17 protein-coding genes are annotated in these 19,501 nt (G+C 57.4%); 9 read left to right on the forward strand and 8 right to left on the reverse strand.

What is annotated here, in order from left to right; translation table 11 throughout:
- Positions 1 to 2: 2 nt before the first annotated feature.
- The 5 genes from SE16_RS13230 to SE16_RS13245 form a co-directional block, all read right to left on the reverse strand.
- Positions 3 to 4,148: a carboxypeptidase regulatory-like domain-containing protein gene (locus tag SE16_RS13230; RefSeq protein ID WP_054492892.1), complete on the reverse strand. Its 4,146-nt coding sequence runs from the start codon at positions 4,146 to 4,148 to the stop codon at positions 3 to 5.
- A gap of 169 nt (positions 4,149 to 4,317) precedes the next feature.
- The gene (locus SE16_RS16060; protein WP_161804553.1) at positions 4,318 to 4,482 is read right to left on the reverse strand and encodes an SCP2 sterol-binding domain-containing protein; all 165 of its coding nucleotides are present in this window, start codon (positions 4,480 to 4,482) and stop codon (positions 4,318 to 4,320) included.
- Between the two features lie 17 nt (positions 4,483 to 4,499).
- Positions 4,500 to 4,643, reverse strand: a complete 144-nt coding sequence (locus SE16_RS16065; protein ID WP_160316979.1) for a hypothetical protein — start codon at positions 4,641 to 4,643, stop codon at positions 4,500 to 4,502.
- A 96-nt stretch (positions 4,644 to 4,739) separates the two neighbouring features.
- Complete coding sequence (locus SE16_RS13240) at positions 4,740 to 5,744, reverse strand: PrsW family intramembrane metalloprotease (RefSeq protein WP_054492894.1); 1,005 nt, start codon at positions 5,742 to 5,744, stop codon at positions 4,740 to 4,742.
- Positions 5,745 to 5,762: 18 nt separating this feature from the next.
- On the reverse strand, positions 5,763 to 6,425 hold the full coding sequence (locus tag SE16_RS13245) for a PHP domain-containing protein (RefSeq protein ID WP_054492895.1): 663 nt from the start codon (positions 6,423 to 6,425) through the stop codon (positions 5,763 to 5,765).
- Between the two features lie 215 nt (positions 6,426 to 6,640).
- Here SE16_RS13245 and SE16_RS13250 point away from each other — a divergent pair, with 215 nt between their 5' ends.
- The 3 genes from SE16_RS13250 (at position 6,641) to SE16_RS13260 (ending at position 8,649) form a co-directional block, all read left to right on the forward strand.
- Positions 6,641 to 7,723: a glycosyltransferase family 2 protein gene (locus tag SE16_RS13250; protein ID WP_082374216.1), complete on the forward strand. Its 1,083-nt coding sequence runs from the start codon at positions 6,641 to 6,643 to the stop codon at positions 7,721 to 7,723.
- Complete coding sequence (locus SE16_RS13255) at positions 7,665 to 8,198, forward strand: GNAT family N-acetyltransferase (RefSeq protein WP_152918092.1); 534 nt, start codon at positions 7,665 to 7,667, stop codon at positions 8,196 to 8,198. The genes SE16_RS13250 and SE16_RS13255 overlap by 59 nt, the downstream gene beginning before the upstream one ends.
- 187 nt (positions 8,199 to 8,385) lie before the next feature.
- Positions 8,386 to 8,649, forward strand: a complete 264-nt coding sequence (locus SE16_RS13260; RefSeq protein ID WP_054492897.1) for a stage V sporulation protein S — start codon at positions 8,386 to 8,388, stop codon at positions 8,647 to 8,649.
- A gap of 74 nt (positions 8,650 to 8,723) precedes the next feature.
- Here SE16_RS13260 and mgtE read toward each other — a convergent pair whose 3' ends face one another.
- Both mgtE and SE16_RS15850 read right to left on the reverse strand, forming a co-directional pair.
- Complete coding sequence (gene mgtE, locus SE16_RS13265) at positions 8,724 to 10,079, reverse strand: magnesium transporter (protein WP_054492898.1); 1,356 nt, start codon at positions 10,077 to 10,079, stop codon at positions 8,724 to 8,726.
- Between the two features lie 130 nt (positions 10,080 to 10,209).
- A complete protein-coding gene (locus SE16_RS15850) occupies positions 10,210 to 11,037 on the reverse strand; it encodes a hypothetical protein (RefSeq protein ID WP_152918093.1) in 828 nt (275 codons plus the stop codon).
- Positions 11,038 to 11,073: 36 nt separating this feature from the next.
- Here SE16_RS15850 and SE16_RS13270 point away from each other — a divergent pair, with 36 nt between their 5' ends.
- The 6 genes from SE16_RS13270 (at position 11,074) to SE16_RS13295 (ending at position 17,928) form a co-directional block, all read left to right on the forward strand.
- Positions 11,074 to 11,790: an HAD family hydrolase gene (locus SE16_RS13270; RefSeq protein ID WP_054492899.1), complete on the forward strand. Its 717-nt coding sequence runs from the start codon at positions 11,074 to 11,076 to the stop codon at positions 11,788 to 11,790.
- Positions 11,791 to 11,797: 7 nt separating this feature from the next.
- Positions 11,798 to 12,556, forward strand: a complete 759-nt coding sequence (locus tag SE16_RS13275) for an energy-coupling factor transporter transmembrane component T family protein (RefSeq protein WP_054492900.1) — start codon at positions 11,798 to 11,800, stop codon at positions 12,554 to 12,556.
- A gap of 94 nt (positions 12,557 to 12,650) precedes the next feature.
- Complete coding sequence (locus SE16_RS13280; protein ID WP_054492901.1) at positions 12,651 to 14,168, forward strand: DUF4139 domain-containing protein; 1,518 nt, start codon at positions 12,651 to 12,653, stop codon at positions 14,166 to 14,168.
- A 137-nt stretch (positions 14,169 to 14,305) separates the two neighbouring features.
- Positions 14,306 to 15,238: a DUF1385 domain-containing protein gene (locus SE16_RS13285; protein ID WP_054492911.1), complete on the forward strand. Its 933-nt coding sequence runs from the start codon at positions 14,306 to 14,308 to the stop codon at positions 15,236 to 15,238.
- Positions 15,239 to 15,261: 23 nt separating this feature from the next.
- Complete coding sequence (gene icd / locus SE16_RS13290) at positions 15,262 to 16,509, forward strand: isocitrate dehydrogenase (NADP(+)) (RefSeq protein ID WP_054492902.1); 1,248 nt, start codon at positions 15,262 to 15,264, stop codon at positions 16,507 to 16,509.
- 135 nt (positions 16,510 to 16,644) lie between these two features.
- Entirely contained in the window at positions 16,645 to 17,928 is a 1,284-nt protein-coding gene (locus SE16_RS13295) for an MFS transporter (protein WP_407922992.1), read from the forward strand.
- A gap of 62 nt (positions 17,929 to 17,990) precedes the next feature.
- On the opposite strand, the gene SE16_RS13300 is transcribed toward SE16_RS13295, so the two are convergent.
- Positions 17,991 to 19,373, reverse strand: a complete 1,383-nt coding sequence (locus SE16_RS13300) for a cytochrome P450 (protein ID WP_054492904.1) — start codon at positions 19,371 to 19,373, stop codon at positions 17,991 to 17,993.
- Positions 19,374 to 19,501: the final 128 nt, after the last annotated feature.

A 19,501-nucleotide genomic window follows, 5' to 3' on the forward strand; every position in this document is an offset into this window, starting at 1 on the left:
GATTAACGCGCAACCAGCGGGAGATAAACGTTGTGCGATGCAACGGTCAACGTCACGGGCACCGGAGCAATCGCATATGGCGACGTGTTGTCCAGCCGCAGATACGCCGAGTATGTCGTAAAATCCAACCCCGTGGTGTCGAAGGTGAGCCACATGGTCACTTCTTCGTGCGGCGGCACAACAACCTGATTGGCGGAAAGCGTCAACCACGGTACCGCGTTCCACTCACAGGGCGACAATTCGCCCGACGTCACAATCAAGACCTCGTTATCATGCTGGTCGGCAATCGCCAGCGTGCCATCGCACAAGAGCGCCATCCCCGCCTGCCCAAAATCATCAAGCCCGGGCACATCAAAGCCGCCTAAAAGCGCGAAATCACGCGCAGCGTCGAGCACGTACACGTCAAAGCCCTCATCATCGTTCGCCAGCACAAACAGGTGTTGCGTGGTGGGGTTGATCGCCATCCCCGCCAGCGGTATGCCCACCGCCACCGAGCGCAACCGCCGCCCGGTCTCGTCGAATTGGTGAATCACACCATCGTTCCACGAGCCGCTGTAAAAAGTCGCTGTGCGCGGGTCATACGCCAGCCCACGCTGGCTTAGCCCCCACCCAGGACAAACACCTTCACCAACCTGCCCGGTCCGGGCATCAAGCGCCACGACACAATCATCGCCTTCAACCGCAACCTGCCACAAACGCCCCTCGAAGGGGTGCCACACCGCACCCGCCCGAAACCGTGCCGGCGCATGCGGCACACGCACTGTTGCTGTCAGTGGTTCTCCTGCCGCCGTGAACGCCTGCCATGTTGTACGCCCATCCTCGCTTGCAGAAACCCAGAGCGTCCCGCCAGGTTCTGCGGCCAGCCCCCATACACCATTCAAGCCGGTTGCCCACCGTTGGAGCACCTTGCCGCCACCAGACCACACAGGCGCATCCGGCGGGGGTGGAGCATACACATGCTCAGCCGTGCGATCCCCCAGATGTTTGGGAGAAATGCGCCGCATGGGGGGGGCGAATGTGTCGGCGGGTTCATTCAACGGTAAAGGCGCATTGATGCTGTTGATGGAGACTGTCAGCGTCAGCGCCCCCGTGTTGCCAATGGTGAGCGGGACAGCAACCTGCCTATCGCGGTCAAACACTAATGAAAATGCGGTTGGAGTGATGACCGGCCGTGGAGCGGGTAGCGCAAAATCCTGCCAAAGTGGAACGGCGTCCTGAATGGTGAGCGTGGTCTGTTGCGCGCCATAGCCGTTGTCACCCGTTGCCTGCACGGTATGCGTACCTTCCGGCAAAAAAAGCATGTAGAACCCATCCGCCAGCGCGGGGTCGGTTGTGGCTTCTGTTTGTACCGTCATGCTCACACCAGCCGAAACCTGGGCATCCACAATCGGCTCGCCGGTGTTAGCATCGTACACATGTCCCATGAGGAACGCCCCCGCTACAGGCTCGCACTTAGGCACACTGCCAATTTGCACCGCATCCACCTGCCACCACCACTCAAAATCCGCGTCGAAGTAGTGGAAACGGGCTTGCAAAGTGGTTGCGCCTGCCGTCCGGTCGCTCAGGTCCAGACTAACACGCCCGTTGACATTGCTACTACCGCTCTTATTCTCCCAGACGGTTTGCCACGCGCCGCCGTCCACACGAACATCCACACGCATGACTTCACTACTGTTCCGCTGGACATCCGTATTGAACGCCAGCATCACCCCATCCAGCCCCGCAATGTTGAGGACAGGCGTTCGTAATTCAGTGTCCTGGAAACTATTACGACCGTAAAAGTCGCTATCCACGATGGCAAACCCGCCAACGCTTCCCGTCAGGTTGCCGCGTCCACCTGGGTCATCGAAACGCCATACCGCCCCACCGCCGCGGTTATCGAGCACCTGCCAGCCCGTCGGCGTGGTCCCCGTCTCAAAGTGTTCATCCAGCACCAGCGTTTGCACCCGATGATAGCCCGGCGCGTTGCACGTTGTTTCATTCACCAGCAAGGCAAAATCTTCCTGCTGGGGGGCTGTCAGCGGTCCAACGGCGCGCCGTTCTGTGTTGTAGCCATCCACCCACGCATGGACTTCAAAAGTGTAGGCGATTTGTGCGGCTAAGGTCACGCTGTAAAAGCCGGTAGTGGGATTGGTCCACACAGCCCCCACAGGGGCTTGGGGAATGAGAATTTGGGCGTACAGCGGTTGCCCGGTGCGTGCATCGCGCACGGTGCCGCTCACCACGTAGGTGGGGGCGCTTGTGAGCGTGAAGGCAAGCGTGGTTGTGATACCATCGCTGACCACGACGTTGGTTTGCGTCACCGGCACGTACCCATACGCCGAAACCGTCACGGTATACGTGCCCGTGGGGACATTCTCCAACCGAAAGTGCCCATCGCTCTGCGATTCGGCCGAGAAGAACCCAATCTGAACGCGCGCCCCCACAACAGGCGTCCCATCTGCTTCACGCACAGTACCCGCCACGGAGCCCGTAGGTCCGGTTGTGCAGGTTGGAAAGCGAAACGCCCCAATGCGTGTACGCCAGTTGGACGTTCCCGGCGCTGCGTAGTACTCCTGCGTGTACCAGAACGTGCAATCATCCTGTGGGTCGAGCGTGAGCATGCTGTAATCCCCAAAACGCCCCGAGGACGACATTTGATAGCCGCCACCTTCGACCAACGAGGCTTCAGCAAGCGTCATCTCCCCCAGCGGGTCGCCCGCAAAACGCCCCGTGTAGCGCACCGAGGGGGATGTCGTCGGGCTGCTGACAGCGTACCCTAAAGCGATGTTCCCCTGCTTGTCCATGGCGATACTGCCCATCCAGCGGTGGGCGCTATCAGGTGCGAACGTACCTTGTTGGTAAATGTTCCACGTCCCGGCGACGTGCCGCAATTCATACCATCGAATCCCCGCATGGTCGCTTCCGTCGGCGTCCACCGTATGGTTGAGCACCATTGCGCCATAGGAACCGAACCAGCGATACGCCGCGCGATACATCAGACGGTCGGCAATCGCATCAAGCGGCACCCCGCCTGGTTGCGGAATGCAATTGCGGCTCCCGCCACATATGCTGGCGTCAAATGGCTGCGTATCCAGAATTTGATTGGGCGCTCCATCTACGCCAAAAGTGGCACTTTCAGGGGCGTTCCAGTCCACTGAGAGATGCCAGAGACTCAAACGATCGGTTGCCCATCCCCAGGCATCATCATCCATTTCGACAAAGACGGCGGGCGTGCCAGACGGCGGCGGGGGACCATCCAGATCAGCGGGCAACATGCCGCCAAAGTTGGGGTTGACATCGTACAAATCGAAGAAGACCATGCGCGCATTTTGCCCCTCAAGCATGCGCGCACGCTCCAAAGCCGCTACACCTTGCCCACGCCATGCCAGCGTCGAACCGTCAAACTGGTTCACGGTGAGCAAGTACGCATTAGGCCAAACCGCCAGTTTGGGGTAATCATTCATGGCATCGCCCATGTCGAAATCGTAGCGATACCATGCGCCGGTGGGGTCGGCTGTTTGTGAGACCGCCAGGCACTGGTGGAAGTTCGAGGGAAAATCGAGCGCAAATTGCCCCACAAGCCAGCGCTGCGCCAGATGGTCGAACAAGACAATCGGGTCGCCGTCGTTGTTGGTTTCACACAACCCGCCAAACCCCGCCCACAGGGTATTGCCCGCCACCGGTCCAATCAACAAAGTGGGGGTGAGCGTGCTCACATCCCAAATCGCGAACGCCGTGTTCACCCACTGCATGAAGAACTTGCGCCCCGTCGCAGCGTCATACCCAATCGCCCCGCTGGGGTCAGGCGGGAGAATGGTGGTGAGGTTGGCAATGCCATCGAAACTCATGAGCGGTTCCGGCATGGTGATGTCGGGCATAACCGTCTGGACAACGGGGTCGCGTTGTCGGGCGAAGGGCGTTGGTGCAGTGGCGCTTGGCTTCCGCAAGTGCAGGCGTTCCCACGTTGATGGGGCGATCATCGGCGCATCTTGCGCCAACGTGCCGAGAGGCGGCGACGTATCAAAACGCTCCGCATAGCGGACAACAGGCGCCAAGGTCGTGGATTGGGCATGCAAGGCGAGCGGGCGTTGCCACACGAACGGAATCAACACGCCCAGAAAACCAATCAGCACCACCAGGCTACGCTGCACTGCGGAACGAGGCATAAGCACACGCTTCCTCAATCTTGTGTCAGGTTTGGGATAGGCTTCATTGTATTGTCAGCCCAACAAGGCGCAAACTATTCTCCCATCCCACGGCGCGCGTCTCTTCAAAAAGAAGAAAAAAGGGCACCGCCGCAGCGGTGCCCTTGCTGAAAAGCCCAGTTCAGCTGGCTTAGCCGGGGAAATTGAACCATGATTGCGACGCCATCAGTGTCTGCAAATCACCCTCGGCTTTCAGTTTGCCGGTCATGAACGCCACGGCACCGTTGACATTTCCGCTCAAAATGCCTTTCCACGTTTCGCTATCCACCGTGACTTTCACATCGGCGTTGTCCACGGTGCCTTCTTCAACGGTCAACTCACCGTCTGAACACGCACCACATAATCGCCGGCTTCGTCCCCGGTAATGTGGAACTGCACGACCTTGTTGACACCTTGAATCTTGTCCTTGTTGACGTACTGGGGCATGGATTCAAAAATTTCCTTGATTGTGGGCATGGGGTTCCTCCCTTATTGTGTGTCAGTTGCCGGACGACGTGTTCATTATACCGTGCCTCACGCCCACTGCCAAATCATAACCAAACGTTTGTTTGGCTAGGCGGATTCGCTGTACAACGCTTCCTGGATATTCGCAATTTCCTGGCGCAACGCGGCAATCATCTCAGCATTGCCATTTTCATTCCCCAAAAGCCGAAACTGCCGCTTTTTGAACGCCAATTCTGCCGCGAGCAAGCAAATTTTATCAAGCAACCGCGCACGCTGGCGTTGCCCGTTGCGCATCAAATGATTGCGGGCTTGCATGCGGGCACGATAACTCGCCGCCGCTTCCACTTGCCGGGGCGTGAGCAAGCCGCTTTCCACTTCGTCTTGCAATTCTTGCCGAATGAGCCGTGCTTCCTCTCGCAACGCCCACCACACAAGCGCCAACCAGCCCAACACACCGCCCCACGCCACAAACAACGACCCCAAACAAATCAAAGACCCCGTGCTGTTGAGGAAGTTATGCAACATGTGAATGAAAATTGCGAGCGCCAACCCGCCCAGCGGCGCCAATGCGCGCGTTGCTTGTGAGGTGGCGTACCGCGCTAGCGCCAGCCCAAGCCCAAACATGGAACTATACAGGGCATGGTTCAGCCCAAAGACGAAGGCTCGCAGCACAATGGTGCCCAGAAAAGCCGCCCCACCTTGTGATGAGCTTCCCAAGAAGTAAAAGAAGTTCTCGGTCATCGCAAAGCCAAAGCCCACCAGAGCGCCATACAGCAACCCATCCATCAACCCATCAAATTCATGGCGGAAGAAGATGAAGATGAACACCAGGGGGATGGCTTTGAAGATTTCTTCTACAATTGGAGCAATCAGCGCCACGCTCAAGAAACCCGCATTGGGGGAAGAAAAGGCAAGCCGCAAAGGGACGTCAAACAACAATTCGGCAAACAAGGACAAAACAACTGCGGGGACCGCCCCCCACAAAAAAGTGACCGCCAACAACCATAACGGTTCTTTTTCGTGGTGATCAAGCGACCACGCCACATAGGCATAGAAAAGCATGGGGATCACCGCCGCCACAAATGAAACCAACGCAACGATCAGCAGCATCATAGATGGGGCCTCCTACGGTCAGGTTTGGCGTGGGGGGCGCACTTTGCGCAGAATTTTGGGCCATGTCGAGTACCATTTGACATGCCATCCACTTGGCCGCCCACCCCAACGCCCCCGACGCAGCGCATCAAGAAACGTTTGCGGTGAGGTGAAGGGGGGAATATCCACGTATCCGTTACCAATTTCACTGGGGTGATGGGCATCGCTCCCTGCGCTCAGCGGTTTGCCATACTCGGCTGCAATCGTCCGCGCCTGTGCGTTGTCATCCTGCCGCAGGCACCGCGCATTGAACCCTTCAATAATATCCACCTGGTCAATCACCCGCAACAACGCTTCACGCCCTATGGAAGATGAACCCCGCAACGTGTCGAGTGGGTGCGGTATCGCCACCAGCCCCCCCTGAGCGTGAATGCGCTCAATCGTCTCTTCCACAGACAAGCCGCGAGGGATTTCTTCCTCAATGAAGTACCCGATGACATCTCCCTCAGCAGTCGCGACTTCCTCACCGACAATCACCGGAAAAGGTGCGCGCTCCCGCATTTCAAGCGCCCCCCGGATGGTATTGTGGTCGGTAATCGCGATCCCATCCAGACCACGCCGTTGTACAGCGGCAATAATGGCCTCGTAGGTGCTCAGGCAATCCGGCGAGTGAAAGGTGTGCATGTGCAGGTCGAATTTCATGGTTCCTCGTGCGTGAGTTTGTCCTTGCTGACCGGTATGATATCGCAGTGTATCATATTCGCTTTTTGATGCCAACGCGGTGACCAATGGTCAAACATGGTTTCACACAAGCGTTTGCCGCAACATTGCAAGTACGAGTACAATGTGCGCCACACATGGCAGAACAAGCCGTCCGCGTGCGTCTGAGAAGACGAGCGCGTGAAGGAGGAAACCGAATGAAAGAAGAAAGCCCTACTCTCTCGGTTATTGTTCCAATTTATAATGAAGAGGTGGTGATTCCCGAGCTCTACCGCCGACTTACGAGCGTTTTAGAGCGCATTGGCGAATCATTTGAAGTTATCTGCGTGAATGACGGGAGTCGCGATAACTCATTAGCCCTTTTACACGACATTCACCGCCGTGATGCACGTTGGAAAGTCATTAGCTTTGCACGCAACTTTGGACACCAGGCCGCCATCACCGCCGGCCTTGATTATGCACGGGGACAAGCGGTTGTCATCATTGACGCCGACCTGCAAGACCCCCCCGAATTGATCGCTGACCTGCTCGCCAAATGGCGCGAAGGGTACGAGGTCGTGTACGCTGTGCGCACCGAGCGCGAAGGTGAAACGTGGTTCAAAGAGTTTACCGCCAAACTCTTCTACCGACTCATGCACGCTATTACCAATGTCGAAATTCCCATTGATACGGGCGATTTTCGCTTGATGGACCGCACCGTTGTGGAAACATTGCGCGCCATGCGCGAACGCCACCGCTTCATGCGCGGCATGGCGGCCTGGGTGGGTTTCCGCCAAATTGGCGTGCCGTACCGCCGCCATGCACGCTACGCCGGCGAAACCAAATACCCCCTTCGTAAAATGCTGCGCTTCGCGCTGGACGGCATCACCAGCTTTAGTTACTTTCCACTGCAACTTGCCACCTATTTTGGCTTTGCCATCGCCCTGCTCAGCGTCATCTTCATTGTTGTTGTGGTCGCAATGCGCCTCTCCGGCTTACATGCTTTTGAAGGGCAAGCCACAACGCTTATCGCCGTCCTCTTCCTGGGGAGCATTCAACTCATCTCGCTGGGGATTTTAGGCGAATATATCGGGCGCATCTACGAAGAAAGCAAAGGTCGGCCGCTCTACGTGGTCGCCCAAGCATGGGGGCTCGACCGGCCGATGATTTCGCTCATGCCGCCCCACTCGCACATCACGGACGTGAGCGCCTGGCACGATCAGACGCGCCACAGCACACCAGATGAAACTGACAAAATACCCGAACAGAATGTTCTTCCTAATTCGCGAAGCAACAGCTGAGGACATCCCAGCCATTCAACACGTGCATCGGTGCGCCTTCGCTCCCAGCACTACAGAAGCGAAGTTGGTGGCCGCGCTCTACGATGCTGGCGCTTGGGACGTATCGCTCGTAGCATTCGTGCAGGAACAGGTTGTCGGACACATTCTTTTTTCGCCTGTCACACTTACTCCACCTGCGCCCCATCGTGTGGGCGTTGGGCTTGCACCACTTGGCGTTCTGCCAGCGTGGCAAAAACGCGGTATTGGGAGCGCACTTGTTCGCGCGGGGTTGCAAGCAGTGCAACGCAACGGAGCAACCTTTGTCGTCGTTTTGGGCGCTCCGCAGTATTACACACGGTTCGGATTTGAATGCGCTTTATCCCATGGAGTACAGAATGAATTCGGGGCTGATGATGCATTCATGGTGATGTGGTTTGACGCCACCACACGAGGCACAGGCACCGTACACTATCACCCCGAGTTTGCCAAGATGTAAGAAAACAAATATTTTTGTGAGCACATTGGCACGATTCGGCGACACGCTCCCATTGACCTGTGCCTTGAAAGTCTGTACAATAGTACCACTGGCCTATCTGGCTGAGGGATGCGCAGCAGACCGGGTAAGGTACATGCCTGACCACCCGACGCCTCAATCGAACATCGCACAACGGAGGAGGATTCACATGGAAGTTTTGAAGGTCTCTGCTCGTTCGCGCTCAACAGCAGTCGCTGGTGCGATTGCGGGCGTCATCCGCGAAGGGAACGTGGCCGAAGTGCAAGCGATTGGCGCAGGTGCAGTCAATCAAGCCGTCAAAGCCGTCGCCATTGCGCGGACGTATCTTGAAGAAGATGGCATTGACATTGTCTGCATCCCCTCGTTTGTCGAAATTGATATTGATGGTCAGGAACGTACCGCCGTCAAACTCACGGTCCGCCGCGCTTCCTAACAGAAGAAATGCAACGCAGCATTGCAAACAAAAAGGCCCATCATTGCATGGAGATGGGCCTTTTGTGTATGTTCCTACATCAAAATCAAACGCGCAATGGTGAAATAAATCGCCAGCCCCGTCGCATCCACCGAGGTGCTAATAAACGGGCCTGAAATCACTGTGGGGTCAATTCCCAATCGGTCGGCCACTAACGGAATCATCGCCCCGATGATGGCCGCCCACACTGTAATGAAGGGCAACGATAACGCCACGACCCAGGCGATTTCATACCCTGTGTGCCACAATAACGCCCGTACAAATGCAATCCCCCCCAAAATCAACCCTATTGTAGAAGCGGTTGTCGCCTCGCGCAGAACCACATGAAAAATCTCGTGGAACTCCACTTCCCCCAACGCCAACGCCCGAATAACCGTCGCCACGGTTTGCGAACCAGCATTGCCCCCTGTCCCAATCAGCAGCGGAATGAAAATCGTCAGCGCAGTAAATTGCGTTGTAATGTCCTCGAACAAACGAATAACACTGCCAGTCAACGTGCCCCCCACAAAAAGCAGCATGAGCCACCCAATCCGCTTGCGAATCATGGTACGAATGGGTGTGGCAAAATAGGCGGTCCCCAGCGGCTCCGACCCACCCAAACGTTGAATATCCTCCGTCGCTTCCTCTTCCAACACGTCCACCAGGTCGTCAATCGTAATGACACCCACAAGGCGCTCTTCACTATCCACCACCGGCAAGGCAACAAAGTTGTACTTGGCTGCCAGGTCGGCGACAATTTCCTGGTCATCAAAAACATTCACACGCACCACATTGGGTGTCATGATTTCGCGAATCGTCTTCTCCGGCGCCGCCGTCACCAACGCCCGCAGCGGCACCACCCCCACAAGATGGTCGTCCTCGTCAACAACATAGAGATAGTAAACGGAGCCTAGCGTTTGCGCGGCATGGCGCAAATAATCCAGTGTTTCGGCGACAGTCCAGCGGCGGCGCAAACGCACAACATCCGCCGTCATCAAGCGCCCTGCACTGTTTTCGGGGTATGAAAGCCGCTCACGCACATCTTCGGCTTCTTCGGCTTCCATCAGGGCGATGACTTCTTCACGCAAGGCATCGGGCACATCTTCCAGCAAAGCCGCTGCATCATCATCCTGAATATCTTCGAGAATATCCGCCAGGCGCTCCGGCGAGATGTCATCCAGGATTTCACGCGCGCTGCTCTCTTCCATTTCCGCCAGCACTTCGCCGGCCACTTCGTCGGGGAGCAAGCGCAAAGCAAGCAAACGCTCCGACGGCTCAAGGTCTTCGAGCACTTCCGCAATATCGGCGGGGTGCCAGCGAAGCAAGTCAACCGATAAGGTGCGATATTTGCGTTCACGGAGTAATTGACGCACATGCGTCACGCGGGATGTTTCCATGCGCATCTCGGGCATATGACCCTCCTCAGGGGAACATTCACTGGGCGCAACGAAAGCATATCCTAAACGCTATGATGACAAAATAAAAGCCACGGCAACAAAAAAGGCGGGGATTGCTCCCCGCCGCTCACCGGCTTTGCACGCCTTACGGTTTTTGCACAGCCGGCAAAAACGCGCCAAACAGTGGCGGTGGTGTGTAAAACACGCGCATCCCACACAACTGCATAGTGCTTCCACTCACAACGGGGCGCCAGTTCAACACATAACTAAAACTTTCATAATCCACCGTGTCAGTGAAATAGGTAGTGGTGAACCCGAATCCAGACTCACCATTACTCGACACCGACCATTCCTGTTCGATATTCCCATACAAATCATACTTGGTCACCCACGCTGTTGAGTTGGATAGAGACGTGTCATTGTAGTACAATCGCACGCCCTGAATGGTAGAACCATAGGGAAGGTTCAAATTCGCATTGAAAACTTCAGCGGTAGAACCAGATGAGTGGTAAATGCATCCACCGCTCCGTGAATATCCGACACTACTCACGCGAGGGCGAAACACCAAGCCCGCGACACGATACGAACGCCATGTTACGCCCAGTAGACTATTGGGGTCATTGGTGTTATCTTCAAGCCCAACATGGGCTGTCTCGGGGCTATCAGGTGGGCTTGCCATTTCAGTCGTCACTGTCGTCGGGTCGGCATCACTGGCAGGCACACCTTTTTGATCAACCGTGGGGGCTGGTCCTTGCGCCACAACATGTGAATGCAACGCCAGCACGTACCCACCGCTCAAAAGAGCAACTGCCAATACGAAGGGGAATAACATCTTCTGAAAATCATGGGAGGGCTCCTTTCGCACACTGTGCATAGAACAAACCGCCGCAAGCAGACATCCATGGCTAAAAAGGGGAGATTTGTTGGATGCCATTCCACTAAATGCAAAAAGGCGTTGTTTTGTTTCTTTCAAAAAAACATGCGCTTGATTTACTAGAATTAAAAACCAATGAAACTGATTTTATTTGACATTGATAAAACTATCCTCGACGCCCACGGTGCAGGACGACGGGCGTTGGAACGCACCTTGCTCCACATTCTGGGGCATACTGCGGGGCTCGATCAGGTCGCGTTTGGTGGCAAAACCGACCCCATGATTGTGCGCGAAGCGTTGGCATTGGGGGGGCTTCCATCCGCTGACGTGCCCCACCTCTCACGCCAAATCCTGCGCCACTATCCGGGCGAACTCGCCCGCGAATTTGCCGCCACACCCGCCAACAGGCGCATCACGGTGCTGCCGGGAGCCCGCACACTGATTGAGACGCTTTCAAAGCGCGATGATGTGCTCCTGGGTTTGCTGACCGGAAATCTCGAAGCCTGTGCATGGCTCAAACTCCAGGTAGCCCATCTGCATACTTTCTTCACGTTTGGTGCATTTGGCGACGATGGCGAAACGCGCGACGATTTGCCCACGGTGGCCTTACAACGCGCCTGGGAAGAAAGCGAACACCATTTCAAAGCAGCCGATGTTATCCTCATTGGCGATACGCCGCGCGATGTGCGTTGCGCACACATCATTGGCGGGCGGAGCCTCGCCGTCGCCACAGGGCCGTTCAACGCCGAAGCGTTGCGCGCCGCGGGCGCGGACATTGTGCTGCCTTCACTTGCCGACACAGAACAGGTCATGCAAGCCCTCGGGCTTGCTGAGCCCCCCCAAGCGGAGTAAGGCGCCCATGTTCTTCGACCTGTACTGCCCCCAGCGCGGCTGGCTTCACAGACTCGACCCACGCACCAAATTTGGGGTCGCCCTGTTTGGCGCGACCCTCTACATCACCCAAAACGATGTGCGCCTGCTTGTCGCGTTGCTGGCGCTCCAGCATCTGCTCTTCCTCAGCGGCCGTATTCCCATGGCGCGCCTGCTCTGGGTTTGGCGGCAACTCGTGCGCTTGCTCCTCTTCATCATGCTCGTGTGGCCCTGGTTCGCCGGACGCGGTGGGCACGTTTGGGTAGAAATCGGCCCCTTGGCGCTGACATCCGCCGGCGTGGCGGACGCCGCCGCCATTGCCATCCGCATTGTCGGCATGTCATTGTGGGTCTTCTTCATTCTCTTCACCACGCGCCAATCGCACCTTGTCCAAGGGCTTGTACAACTCGGCCTGCCCTTTGAGTGGGGGCTCATTCTGGCGATTGCCCTGCGCTACATTCCCACCTTCTTCTTCACCATCCAACACATTCGCGACGCCCAAGCGGCGCGCGCCTGGGAGCCACGCGGTAATATCGTGGAACGCTTGCGCGGGATGATTCCGCTTCTGGTCGCCTTTATCGTCAACGTGGTACGCACAGGCGACACACTCGCCATGGCGCTCGCCACACGCGGCGTTGGGCGCGGCACACCGCGCACCAGCCGCATCCAACTGCGTATGCACCCACTCGATTGGAGCATGCTCAGCGTGAGCCTCATCCTCGCCATCACACTCACCCTTTTGGCCTGAAGATCGCCGCCGCGGGAACACTTCACCCACCTTTGACGTTCCATTGGCGCAATCGCTTGCCTGTCAACAAATACCCAGCAAGAAGGAGTGTTTTATGTCAACAAAAATCGTTTCACGTCTGGTCAGGCAATTGTTCCTGGTTGTGTTGGTCTTTGTCGGCGCATGCAGCCTCGTCAAAGAGACATCCCAACCCACGCCAACGACCACCACCAGCTCGCGCCGCGCACCGGAGACAGATTCCGCCGGCTTGATCCCCAGCGCTCAAGCCCAAAACGAAAACATGGCGCTCACCGTCTACAATCAGGATTTGGCGCTCGTGCGTGATGTGCGCTCGCTTTCGCTCAGCGCCGGCGTCAACGAAGTGCGGTTCGCCGATGTGGCCGAGCGAATTGACCCCACAAGTGTGCATGTGCGCTCCCTCACCGACCCCACGGGCACACGCATTCTGGAACAGAACTTCGATTATGACCTCGTCGGGAGCCAAAAGGTGCTCGAAAAATACATTGACCGCGCCATTGGACTGGTCACCGACGACGGGACAACCTACGAAGGCACGCTCTTGTCGGCGCAAAACGATATCGTCTTGCAAACGGAAACAGGCATCGTCGTGGTACGCCGCGACGCTATTCGCCAATTTGATTTTCCTGAACTCCCCGAAGGGCTGATTACACGCCCTTCGCTCGTCTGGCTGGTTGAGACCGAGCAAACGGGCGAACAGGACATCGAAGTCACGTACATGACCGGCGGCATTTCCTGGCGCGCCGATTATGTGGTGCAACTCAACGAAGACGACACCCAAGCCGACCTGAACGGCTGGGTGACGGTTGAAAACCAGAGCGGCGCCACGTATGAAAACGCCAAATTGAAACTGGTGGCGGGAGATGTGAACGTCGTCCAAGAGAAGTTAGGCGTCATGCGCGACGTCATGGCTGAAGAAATGGCCGTCGCAACGCCCCAGGTCGAAGAACGCCAACTCTTTGAGTACCATCTCTACGATGTCCAGCGCCCGGTCACCGTCCGCAACAACCAGACCAAGCAAATTGAATTTACCAGCGCCTCAGGCATCAACGTCGAAAAAATCTTCGTGTATGACGGCGCGCCCGGCTTTGGCTTCTACGGCTACGCCATCACCGACCCATCCTATGGGGCATCCTCAACCCCCGATGTGAACATCTACCTGGACATGGCAAATTCCGAAGAGAACGGGTTGGGCATTCCGCTTCCCGCAGGGCGCGTCCGTGTGTACAAAGCCGACGTGGACGGCACGTTGCAATTCATCGGTGAAGACGAAATTGACCACACGCCGCGCGATGAACAAGTGCGCCTGCGCTTGGGCAACGCATTCGACATCGTTGGCGAACGCCGCCAAACCAACTTCCGCAAACTGGGCGATGATGTGATTGAAGAATCGTTCGAGATTACCATTCGCAACCACAAGGACGAAGCCGTGGAAGTGCGGGTTGTTGAACACATGTTCCGCTGGAGCGAGTGGGAAATTACACGCGAAAGCGCCGAGCACACCAAACTCGACCAGGGGACGGTTGAATGGCGTGTGAATGTGCCGGCGAACGGCGAAGCAACCGTCACGTACACCGTGCGCTACGAATTCTAACCACACACGCGCGCAAAAAGGAGGGGCAACGCTGCGTGCCCCTCTTTTTGCTTTTTCAGCATGCTTTGACACCCACCTACCCATACAGTACAATCGGGCGCGCTTTGAAGAATCAACATACAGAAACCGAGTTCTCGATGTCATCAGAATTCAACTACGGCGGACAAGCGGTCATCGAAGGGGTCATGATGCGTGGCGCGCGCCATATGGCGGTAGCGGTGCGCGCACCCAACGGCCGCATTGAAATCCTGAGCGAACCGCTTACGTCCCCGATTTACACCAGCCGCTGGGGCAAACTGCCCTTTGTGCGCGGTGTCGCCCTTTTGTGGGACGCGCTCGGTCTGGGTACACGCGCGCTCATCTGGTCGGCGAATATCGCGCTTGAGGAGGAAGAAGAGGCACAGCAACTTGAAGGGGCCAGCGCCTGGGGAATGGTAGCGGTTTCACTCTTGTTGGGGATTGGCCTTTTCTTCGTCGTGCCCTTGCTCATCACCCATTGGCTGGACCAATTCATCACCTCGCCACTGGTCAGCAACCTTGTGGAGGGGCTGATTCGGCTTGCCATGCTGATTGGCTACATCGCCGCTATTGGGCGCATGGAAGATGTGCAACGTGTATTCGCCTATCACGGCGCAGAGCACAAAACCATCAACGCCTTTGAAGACGGCGCACCTCTGACACCCCAACATGTGCGCCCGTACAGCCTGCTCCACCCCCGTTGTGGAACCGGCTTCTTGCTGGTGGTAGTGGTTGTCAGCATTCTCGTGTTTGCCCTGCTGGGACGCCCTGCCTTGCCGGCGCGCCTTGCCTCGCGCATTGGACTGATTCCACTGATTGCCGGCATCAGCTACGAATTCATCCGTTGGAGCGCCCGGCACAGCACAAACCGCTGGGTGCGCCTGCTCATCTGGCCCAGCCTGATGCTGCAAAAACTCACAACCCGCGAGCCGGACGACAGCATGCTGGAAGTTGCGATTGCCGCGCTGCAAGACGTCCTCGCGCACGAAGGTGTGCACGAGGACGAAAGCCGTGACGCCGTATCGCCGCAAACCGTTCTGACCCAATCATAACATCACAGCAAAGAGGAGGCGCTATGGACTTCAAAACATTCACCGTTCCAAGTGAAGGCGAACGTATTACGTGGGAAGGCGACCGCCTGGTCGTCCCTGACAAACCCATCATCCCCTTCATCATGGGCGACGGCATCGGCACAGACGTGACGCCCGCCATGCAACGCATTCTGGATGCCGCCGTCGAAAAAGCCTACAACGGCGCGCGCAAAATCGTCTGGGTGGAAGTCTATGCCGGTGAACGCGCCCGCGACAAAACGGGCGAATGGCTGCCCGACGAAACGCTGAAAGCCTTTGAATACTTCTACGTCGGTATCAAGGGGCCGCTCACCACGCCCGTCGGCGGCGGTATTCGCAGCCTGAATGTCGCCATTCGCCAGCGGCTCGACCTGTACGCCAACGTGCGCCCGGTTTACTACATCCCCGGTTTGCCCAGCCCGGTGAAGCACCCCGAAAAGATGAACATGGTGCTCTTCCGCGAAGCCACCGAAGACGTGTACGCCGGGATTGAATGGCAAGCCGGCACGCCCGAAGCCGTGAAATTCCTCACGTTCTTGCGCGATGAAATGGGCGTGAACCTTGACAACATCGAAGCCACCGGCGTGGGCGTCAAGCCCATCAGCGAATTCAAGACCAAGCGGCTGGTGCGCCAAGCCATTCGCTACGCCCTGCAACGCAACCGCTCCAGCGTGACCCTGGTGCACAAAGGCAACATCATGAAATTCACTGAAGGCGCCTTCCGCGACTGGGGCTACGAACTGGCGCGCGAAGAATTTGGCGACCAGACCATCACCGAAGATGAGTTGTGGGAAAAATACAACGGGGAACGCCCGGCAGGCAAAGTTGTCATGAAAGACCGCATCGCCGACAACATGCTCCAACAGTTGCTCACCCGCACCGACGAATACGACGTGCTGGCGCTTCCCAACCTCAACGGTGACTACCTGAGCGACGCCGCCGCTGCACAAGTCGGCGGTTTGGGGATTGCCCACGGCGCTAACATTGGCGACCGCGTGGCGGTCTTTGAAGCCGTCCACGGGACAGCCCCCAAGTATGCCGGGCAAAACAAGGTCAACCCCACAGCGCTCACGCTCAGCGGCGTAATGATGCTGGAACACATGGGCTGGGACGAAGCCGCGCAATTGGTGCGCAAGGGGATTGCCGCCGCCATTCAAGACAAGGTGGTGACGTATGACCTCGCGCGCCAAATGGAAGGCGCGACCAAAGTCGGCACTGCCGAATTTGCCGACGCGGTCATCGAACGCATGTAAAAACCGCCGCACAGCAGAACGGGCACCCTGACAGGGTGCCCGTTTTTATTTTTGCGCAACATGGGTGGGAGCAGCCGCCCGACATTCATCTTCAATTTGGCGCATTTGCCACTCTTCATATGCTCTCGACGGTACATGCACCGAGCCCAGGAGTCATCTATGACCACACACGACCATACGGAGCCTATCGGCTATCTGGAACTTATTCGCGAAAACCGTAACTTTCGCGCCCTTTGGCTGGGGCAAATTGTCAGCCTGCTGGGGGATTGGTTCAACCTGATTGGTTCCGCCTCGCTCGTTGCCACGCTCACCCAATCGGGGTTTGCCGTAGGCGGTCTCTTCATCGTGCGCATGCTGGCGCCCTTCATCGTGAGCCCGGTGGCGGGGGTGGTCGCCGACCGCTATAACCGCAAGCAGGTGCTCATCATCACCGACCTGGCGCGCGCTGTGATCGTGCTGGGGTTCTTGCTGGTGCGCCGCCCTGAACATGTGTGGTTGCTGTACGCCCTCACCGCCCTGCAACTCAGCGTCAGCGGCTTTTTCTTTCCCACCCGCTCCGCCATTCTGCCGGACATCGTCCCACGCAACGGGCTGGGCGCCGCCAACGCCATCAGCTCCGCCACCTGGTCGGTCATGTTGTCGCTTGGCGCGGCGTTAGGGGGGCTGGTCGCCGGGCAATTTGGTATTTACACCGCCTTTGTGGTGGACGCGCTCACCTTTCTTCTGTCGGCGTTCTTCATTATGCAAGTGCGCTATACCAGCGTCCCCACGCTTGACGGCACCATGACGCTTGCCACCGCCATACGCGATTACATCGAAGGGCTGGCGTATCTGCGGCACCATTTCGATATTTTGATGATTGCCCTGCAAAAAACCTTCGTCGCGCTGGCTGTTTCAGGCGGGTTTCAAGTTGTGCAGGTTGTGATGGCGGAGCAGATTTACCCCATCGGCGAAGGCGGCAGCACCAGCTTGGGGCTCATGTACGCCGTCGTGGGGGTCGGCACGGGCGTTGGGCCCATTTTGGCACGCGCATTCACGGGCGACCGCGAATGGCCCTTGCGGTGGGCTATCCTCGTCTCCTACTTCCTCTCGGCGGTTGGATTGCTCCTCATTGCGCCGCTGGGCGCGTTTTGGGTGGTGCTTCTGGGCATGTTGTTGCGCGGCGTGGGGGGCGGCATTGGGTGGGTCTTCTCCACCCAGCTCCTGCTCGACCTGTTACCCGACCGTGTGCGCGGGCGTGTCTTTTCCACCGAGTTTGCCATGTTCACCCTCGCCAACGCCGTCGGCGCGGCTGTGGTGGGGCGTGCGCTAGACCTTTCGATCTCGCTCAGTCTGCTCATGCTGGCGATGGCGGGGCTTTCGATTGTGTCGGCGCTGGTCTGGGGCGCGTGGTTGTTGATGATGCGCCGCCGAGCATAAAAAAAGACCTGTCAGGCGCATACGGCTCGACCTGACAGGTCGCCATGTTGCGAGCAAAAGCGTTATCCATCGCGAAGACGCAACACCCGCAAGCGAAAATCTTTGCCTGGGTTGGGCAACGGTAGCGGCTTCACGCTGGCGGTAAAATCCGGTGGGTCCAGTGCCAGCTCAGCCGTGTGCAGAATGGTCGCGAACGTCATCATCAGCTGCAATTCCGCAAACCCCGCCCCCAGGCAGGTGTGCGTCCCCAGTGAGAACGGTGTAAACACCCCAGGACGGCGGTGCTCGGCGCGCTCCGGCGTATAGCGGTCAATGTCGAACACCTCAGGGTTGGGGAAAAATTCGGGGAGCATGTGCGTGACGCCCGTCGCAAACATCACTTCAACGCCGGCGGGAATGTCAACGCCTTCGATTTCAAACGGTTCAACCACAATGCGCGGCGTCACCGGCACCACGGGATACATGCGCATCGTTTCCAAGGCGAGCCCATACAGCGCCGAGCATGCTTTGAGCGTATGGCGGTCAATCGCGTCCAGCGGCATCGCAAACAATTTCTCGACATCTTCGCGGACACGTTCCAGAATGTGCGGATGCTTGAACGCGGCATACAACATAAAACTGAGCGTGCTCGCCAAAGTGTCGAGGCTGGAAAAGAAGACCCCCGCAAATGATTTCGCCAACGCCGACTCTGGAATAGGACGCCCATTCTCATCACGAAAAGCCAGCACATGCGCTGCAAAGCGTGATGGCAACGGCTCGCCACGCGCCAATCGCTCGCGTTCAACCGCTATCAAGCGGCGCATGTAAGCCCAGACGCGCCGCTTGGCTCGCACATACGGCGGCCATTTGGTGAAAATGGAGGGCACCAACGGGATAGAAGAGGTGCGAATTGCCATAGCGAAGACCAGACGCACATCTTCAAAAATTTCTTTGGAAGAATGCCCCAGCACAGCGTGCCCAACCTGCTCACACGCAATCCGTTGCACCTCATCCACCACGGGGATACTCGTTCCAGGTAGCCACCGCTCGCGAATATGCGCCTGCGTGAGCGCCACCATCTGCGGAATTTGTCTTTCGTACACCTCGCGCTTGTACCCCGGTGCATGGGCTTTCCGCAATTGCCGATGCCATGCCCCATCTTGCGCCAGCAAAAAGTATTCCGGCGCGCCCAATTCAGCCCCCATCTTCCATAAACTGCGACTGCTCAAACACCGGTCGCCGTCACGCGCCAAAAACTGATTGGCTTCCAACCCAGCCAACACCCAATACTCCCGATTCAACAACCGAATGCGATACACGGGACCATAGGTCTGGTAGTGCTGCACACAGAACCCCAGCACATCGCGTGCGAATGCCGGCAAATTCCCCAAGAGGGGCACCCCAGGGACAAGCGGGGGACGTGTACGTGCCACAGCCCGCGCAGGACGAACCGCCAAACGTGACATGGCATTGCTCCTTTCTCAGTTGATTGCACAGGTACGGGAAAAGTCGCCCATCCTTGGGCGCAAGAAGAGAGGGAACGTCTTTCAATCTATGCGCTATCAGAGTTGTACAAGAGCAAGAAAAGCGTAGA

The organism is Ardenticatena maritima, assembly GCF_001306175.1.
In the GTDB taxonomy this organism is placed as follows: Bacteria; Chloroflexota; Anaerolineae; order Ardenticatenales; family Ardenticatenaceae; genus Ardenticatena; species Ardenticatena maritima.